Raw genomic sequence first — 6,712 nt, 5'->3', positions numbered from 1 at the left:
AACCTCCACGGAGTTACCCGCTAGTACCTGAAACTAGTGCGTCTACCAATTCCGCCACCTGGGCATCTCAGGAAAGATTTAGATTGTATACCAAGAAAATGAACCCTCACGCAAAAAGTGCCGACGCGAACGACGAAATCGGGGGCAGTGTGCAGGGGCACCGCGACGGACATGGCTTCGTCATCCGTGATGACGGCGAAGGCGACATCTTCCTTCCTCCCAATGAAATGCGTGCGGTGCTGCACAAGGACCGTGTCAAGGTTCGCATCGTGCGGCAGGACCGCCGCGGCAGGCCTGAAGGCCGCGTGGTCGAGATCATCGAGCGGCCTGCGCACAACATCATTGGCCGCTTCTTGCAGGAAAGCGGCGTGTATCTGGTCGCTCCCGAAGACAAGCGCTATGGCCAGGACATCCTGATCCCTGCCAACGCGACGGGTTCGGCCAAGATCGGGCAGGTGGTCGTGGTGGAGTTGACCGAGGCGCCTGCACTGTTCGGCCAGCCCGTGGGGCGCATCATTGAAGTGCTCGGTGAGGTCGACGATCCCGGCATGGAGATCGAGATTGCGGTGCGCAAGTACGGCGTGCCCCATGTGTTTTCCGATGCCTGCCTGGCACAGGCTAAGGCCCTGCCGGACAGGGTGCGGCCTGCCGATCGCAAGAATCGCATCGATCTGACCGATGTGCCCCTGGTCACCATCGATGGCGAGGATGCGCGCGACTTCGACGACGCCGTCTACTGCGAGCCTGCCAAGGTCGGGCGCGGCAAGGGCTGGCGCCTGCTGGTGGCGATTGCCGATGTGAGTCACTACGTGACCACGGGCAGTGCCATCGATATCGATGCCTATGACCGTGCCACCAGCGTCTATTTCCCGCGCCGCGTGATCCCCATGCTGCCCGAGAAGCTCAGCAATGGCCTGTGCTCGCTCAATCCCGATGTGGATCGCCTGTGCATGGTCTGCGACATGCTGATCACTGCAAAGGGCGATATCCATGCCTATCAGTTCTACCCCGCGGTGATGCACAGCCATGCGCGCTTCACCTATAACGAGGTGGCTGCCATCTTGGCCAATACGCGTGGCCCGGAGGCTGCCAAGCGCTCCGATCGCGTGGGCGACTTGCTGAATCTGCATGGGGTGTACCAGGCGCTGCTCAAGTCGCGCGAAGCACGCGGCGCCGTGGACTTCGAGACCACGGAGACGCAGATCGTCTGTGACGAGAACGGCCGCATCGAGAAGATCGTGCCGCGCACGCGCAACGAGGCGCACAAGCTGATCGAGGAGGCCATGCTGGCCGCCAACGTCTGCAGCGCGGACTTCATCGAGCACAGCGGCCGCGTTGGCCTGTTCCGCGTGCACGACAAGCCCTCGCTGGAGAAGCAGGACATCCTGCGCAACTACCTCAAGGCCATGGGAGTGGGTATGGCGCTTGGCGAGAATCCGGCCACGTCCGAATTTCAGGCCATTGCCAATGCCACCAAGGACCGGCCTGATGCCCAGCAGATCCACACCATGCTGCTGCGCTCGATGATGCAGGCCTTCTACACGCCTGAAAATTCGGGTCACTTCGGGCTGGCCTTCGATGCCTATACGCACTTCACCAGTCCGATTCGCCGCTATCCCGACTTGCTCGTGCACCGCGTGATCAAGGCCGAGCTTGAAGGCACGCACTATCGCCTGCCCGAGCTGCCCACGCCTGGAGAGGCCGAAGCCAAGTTGGCCAAGCGTCTGGCCTCGCGTGTCAGTGCACCCGGCCAGAAGCCGCGCAAGCGCGCGCCTGCCGCCGAGGTCCAGGCCTGGGAGGCTGCAGGCCTGCACTGCAGCGCGAACGAGCGCCGCGCCGATGAGGCCAGCCGAGATGTCGAGGCCTGGCTCAAGTGCAAGTACATGCGTGAGCATCTGGGGGAGGAGTTCGCAGGCGTGGTCTCTGCGGTCACCACCTTCGGCATCTTCGTCACGCTCGATGCCATGTATGTGGAGGGTCTGGTCCACATCACCGAGCTGGGGGGGGACTACTTCCGCTTTGATGAGGCGCGCCAGGAACTGCGGGGCGAGCGCTCGGGCATCCGCTACGGCATAGGTACGCGGCTGCGCGTTCAGGTCAGCCGTGTGGACCTGGATGGCCGGCGCATCGATTTCCGCCTGGTGCGCGACGGCGAAGAGCAGCCGGCTTCGGGTCGTTCCGGCAGGGCGCCGGCGCGCACGGAAGCCCATCAGGGCGAAAAATGGGGGCGCCGCGACGCCAAGGAAAAGCGTGCGCAGCGTAACTCCGGCGGTGCCGGCGGAGCCCGGTCTGAATCCGATGGCGCGGTGTCTTCCGGCAAGCAGGGGCGCAAGGCGTCCAAGAAGGCTATGGTCAAGGGCGTGAACCTGGCCGCGCTGGAGGCTGAATATGCGAGTGCCCAGTCCCGCCCGGCCGCGCCAGTGCGTCAAAGCGACGTGAGTGAGCCGGCCGTGGTGCCGGGTTCGTCCGCACCTGCGGCACGCGCTTCCCGCAGGGGCAGGGCGGCTGAAGCGCGCAAGTCTGTCGCCGTCGATGCTGACCACGGTCTGCCGCAGTTGCCGCCGCCATCGCCGGTGCAGGCGCTGCGCGCCTTGGGTAAGAAGGCCTTGGGGGCCGTCAAGTCCAAGGTGGCAGGCAAGACATCCAAGCCCCGGCGCAAGCCCTGAGGGCGTCTATTGGCCCAGCCGCTGGGCCAGCGCGCTGGCGCTGAACGGCATTTGCGCGGGCCATTGGTCTGCCGCATGGCCGTGGCGCCAGGCCGCCAGTGTTGCGGCCTGCGCGGGGTCCAGCCCTTGCGCCCATAGCGCGGCAATCAGCCCGGCGAGAACATCTCCGGTTCCTCCGGTGGACAGCCGGGCGTTGCCTGTGGGGTTGATCCAGCAGGGCGGCGATGCATTGCCGTCGCCCTGCGGTCCGGCGATCACGGTGCCCGAGCCCTTCAGCAACGCAGTGCAGTTGAATTGGAGCGCCAGTTGCCTGGCTGCTGAAAGTCGCTGGGCCTGAACCTGGGCAGTGCTCATTTTCAGCAGGCGGGCGGCCTCCAGCGGGTGCGGTGTCAGCACCGTGTGCTGGCTGCGTCGTCTGCGTTCTTTCAGAAGCAGGGCCAGCGACTCATCTTCGGCAACCGCGTTCAGTGCGTCTGCGTCCAGTACCAGCCTGGGCGCCTGATCCAGAATTTGGGGCAGCCAGGCGCGCACCGCCATGCCGCCGCCACATCCGCACACGACGGTGGCGCCGCGCCAGTTTTGTGCTTCGGGGCTGCGCAACATGATTTCGGGCCAGGGGGAGATAGCCTGGCCTGACCCGTGCGAGGCATCGAGCAGTGCCAGCATCACGCGTCCCGCCCCGCCGTGCAAGGCTGCCAGTGCGGCCAGCCAGGCGGCGCCGGTCATGGACAGGCCGCGGTGTTCCAGCCCCTCTCCGCCCAGAATGGCCACGTCGCCAAAGCTCCCCTTATGGCTGGCATGCGGACGCGGGGCGCGGGCTTCCGGGGAGAAAAGTTGTGCGCACGGTGAGATGGCGAAGGGTGGCGCGCTGCTTGCCAGTCCTGTGTCCAGATCGTCCCACCATATATGGCCGCAGGCGTCGCGGCCGCTTCCTGTGAACAGGCCGGGTTGCAGTGTCAGCAGAGCCAGCGTATGCCGTGCGCTGACCGGGAGGTTCATGGGCTCGAATCCAGGCAGGTATTGCCCGGTGTCGGCATCCAGGCCGGATGCGATGTCCACGCAAAGGACGGGGCTGATGCCGGACTGCAGGCTGCGCAGCAGCGGCAGCAATCGGTCATCTTTTCGGGTGGGTGGGCTTGCCGTGTCGGGTCGGCGCAGGCCGATGCCGAGCAAGGCATCAATGCACAGATCCTGAGGCCCCATGTCAGGGGGCATGTGGGCGATCCATTGCACGCCGGCCTTGTGGGCTGCATCCCATGCGGCACGCGCGTCGGCGGGCATGCGGTCGCGTTCGCGCACGCAGCTGACCAGGATGCGGCAATTGCGGGATCGTGCCGGCATCGTGTTCAGGTGCTGTTGAAGCCAGGCGGCTGCCTGCAAGCCGTCTCCGCCGTTGTTCCCAGGGCCGCAGGCGATCCAGATGCGGTTGGCGTGAGGGGCGATGGCGCGTGCCAGGCGTGCCAGCCCCATGCCTGCGCGCTGCATGAGGCGGTGTGCGGGCAGTCGGGCCGCGGCATGCTGTTCCTGGGTGCGTGTGGCCACCGTATCGAACAGTGGCAATGCGGTGGATGTGGGAATGCGCAGCATGGCCTGAGCATAGCCGCCAGCCGCAGGGCGGGGTGTCCGCAGCGGTCAGCCGAAGCGGCGCGGATCCAGCAATGCGCTGTCCAGGAAACTGGTGCGGTTGTCCATCAGGTCGCTCAGCATGCTGGCGCAGCCTTGGGCAATGGCGGCACCACAGCTGCCATGGCCCAGGTTGAGCCAGATGCCGGGCAAACCGCTGGCGCCCAGCAACGGCAGTCCATCGGCTGTGCACATGCGTGTGCCATGCCAGATCTGAACGCCCGAGGTCAGCACGGCGCTGCCGGGAAAGACCATGTTGAGTCGGTGGTACATGCGCTGCAGCGTGGCCTCGTGCATGGGGCCGTGGCTGCCCAGTTCAGCGCCGGCCACGACCCGCATGCGCTGGCCAAGGCGCACCAGGGTCATCTGCTCGCTCCAGTCGACGATGGCGTGGCGGGGCGCGTAGCCTTGTTCGCGCAGCGGAGCACTGATGCCATAGCCGCGCAGGGCGATCATGGGCAGGCGCAGGCTCAGCGGCGCGAGCAGGTTTGCGGCCTCGGCGCCAGCGCAGACGACGATGGCATCGTGCGACCGGGGTGTGTCTTCGCCTTGCAGCTGCAGGCGAGCGGTGCGCCCGGCGCCGCCGGGCTGCAGTCGTCGCACCAGGCGTTGCGTCTCGAATCGTGCTCCTGCGGACTGTGCGGCCTGCCTTTGCATCAGCGTGGCCAGGCGGCCGTTGGCGGCGCCAGCCTGCGGGAAATACAAGGAGCCTGCGAGTGCGGTCTCCTCGCCCAGCGCGGGCTCACGCAGGCGGGTCTGGGCGGCATCCAGTGCCTCGCAGCGCGTGCCGGCCTCGGCCAGCGCTGCCAGTGCAGGTTTCAGTTGCTCATGGTCGGCCTCGCTGCCCAGCAGCACCAGGCTGCCGGAGACATATTCCGGGTCCAGCTCCCACTGCCGCCACAGCGATTGCTGGAACTGCTGGCTGCGCTGGGTGAGTGTCTCCAGTGCCGCCATCGTGGCTGTGGGTTCGCCGGCTTTGCGCAGGCGCCGCCCAGCCTGGCGCCATTGCCATAGCCAGCGCAGCTGGGCTGCGAGGTTTCCGGAGCCGGGGCGTGGCAAAGCCTGCCGGCCGGGAAGCGTGGGTGAGCGTTCTGTGGTGGAGAGGCCGGGGACGCTCCACGGTTGGAGCAGGCTGGGGCCCAGCCAGCCGGCATGTCCGAAGCTGGCTTCCTCGGCCACCGTGCCATGGCGCTCGTAGACGGTGACCTCGTGCCCGACCTGGGCCAGTGCGTGGGCTGTCGCAACGCCAATGCTGCCGGCGCCCACAATCGCGATGTTCATTTTGGGGTGGAATCTGCTGAAGTGCCTGAATTATCAAGCGGATGTAGCTATCACTACAGGAGTGTGTGGCCGATGCGGCAGCCGTGGCTATGCGGGGTGTGAGCGCGCGTTGGGTGCGAAGCCTCAGTCTTGGGATGGCGTATGCTAGAATCTTGCGGCTTTGCTAGGGGTTCACCCTGATTTTCTTCGGAATTGCCGGAGATCAGGTGATGGCTTTGGGGTGCGAGGTGTTCGTCATGAATGCCTGCCCATGCTTGCAACCCCCGTTGCAAAGTCAATCGCAAACCAGTCCCTTCAAGGTGTTGCTTCCTGTATCCAGGGGGCAATTGTCGGGCTGGATTTTAGACCTAACCTTTGAGGTATTCATATGTCCGTCACTATGCGCGATATGCTGGAAGCAGGCGTCCACTTCGGTCACCAGACCCGTTTCTGGAACCCCAAGATGGCCCCCTTCATCTTCGGCCACCGCAACAAGATCCACATCATCAACCTGGAAAAATCGCTGCCGATGTTCCAGGACGCCCAGAAGTTCGTGAAGCAGCTGGCTTCCAACGGCGGCACCATCCTGATGGTCGGCACCAAGCGCCAGGCCCGCGAGCTGGTGGCTGCCGAAGCCCAGCGCGCTGGCGTTCCTTTCGTTGACCAGCGCTGGCTGGGCGGCATGCTGACCAACTTCAAGACCGTCAAGACGTCCATCAAGCGTCTGAAGGAAATGAAGGCCCAGCAGGAAGCCGGTCTGGAAGCCATGAGCAAGAAGGAACAGCTGATGTTCGTTCGCGAACTGGAAAAGCTGGAAAAGGACATCGGCGGCATTCAGGACATGAACAGCCTGCCCGACGCCATCTTCGTGATCGACGTGGGCTTCCACAAGATTGCCGTGGCCGAAGCCAAGAAGCTGGGCATCCCCCTGGTCGGCGTGGTTGACTCCAACCACAATCCCGAAGGCATCGACTATGTCATCCCCGGTAACGACGACTCTGCCAAGGCCGTGCAACTGTACGCCCAAGGCATCGCCGACGCGATCCTGGAAGGCCGCGCTGCTGCACTGACCGACGTGGTCAAGGCCGCATCCGGCGAGAGCGGTGACGAGTTCGTGGAAGTGGAAGAATCCGCTGCCTGATTGAGCTTGTCCGGCTGAGCGA

The 6,712-nt window shown here is 65.0% G+C and carries 4 protein-coding genes; 2 read left to right on the top strand and 2 right to left on the bottom strand.

The genetic code is table 11. The features are described from left to right. Window positions 1-98 precede the first annotated feature (98 nt). Window positions 99-2,666, top strand: a complete 2,568-nt coding sequence (gene rnr / locus L995_RS06840) for a ribonuclease R (RefSeq protein ID WP_017404495.1) — start codon at window positions 99-101, stop codon at window positions 2,664-2,666. Between the two features lie 6 nt (window positions 2,667-2,672). Here rnr and L995_RS06835 read toward each other — a convergent pair whose 3' ends face one another. After that, window positions 2,673-4,253: an NAD(P)H-hydrate dehydratase gene (locus L995_RS06835; RefSeq protein WP_047470476.1), complete on the bottom strand. Its 1,581-nt coding sequence runs from the start codon at window positions 4,251-4,253 to the stop codon at window positions 2,673-2,675. A 45-nt stretch (window positions 4,254-4,298) separates the two neighbouring features. Then, entirely contained in the window at window positions 4,299-5,570 is a 1,272-nt protein-coding gene (locus L995_RS06830) for an FAD-dependent oxidoreductase (protein WP_047470474.1), read from the bottom strand. 367 nt (window positions 5,571-5,937) lie between these two features. Here L995_RS06830 and rpsB point away from each other — a divergent pair, with 367 nt between their 5' ends. Beyond that, window positions 5,938-6,690: a 30S ribosomal protein S2 gene (gene rpsB, locus L995_RS06825; protein WP_016447490.1), complete on the top strand. Its 753-nt coding sequence runs from the start codon at window positions 5,938-5,940 to the stop codon at window positions 6,688-6,690. The last annotated feature ends 22 nt before the right edge of the window (window positions 6,691-6,712 follow it).

This window comes from Delftia sp. ZNC0008, from assembly GCF_000799035.1.
Taxonomy (GTDB): Bacteria; Pseudomonadota; Gammaproteobacteria; order Burkholderiales; family Burkholderiaceae_C; genus Comamonas; species Comamonas tsuruhatensis.
This window is presented reverse-complemented; position numbering and strand designations above follow the sequence as displayed.

Excerpts from the sequence above, each read along its gene's own strand:
- rpsB (WP_016447490.1), top strand. The coding sequence starts at position 5,938 with ATGTCCGTCACTATGCGCGATATGCTGGAAGCAGGCGTCCACTTCGGT.
- L995_RS06835 (WP_047470476.1), bottom strand. The coding sequence starts at position 4,253 with ATGCTGCGCATTCCCACATCCACCGCATTGCCACTGTTCGATACGGTG.
- L995_RS06830 (WP_047470474.1), bottom strand. The coding sequence starts at position 5,570 with ATGAACATCGCGATTGTGGGCGCCGGCAGCATTGGCGTTGCGACAGCC.
- rnr (WP_017404495.1), top strand. The coding sequence starts at position 99 with ATGAACCCTCACGCAAAAAGTGCCGACGCGAACGACGAAATCGGGGGC.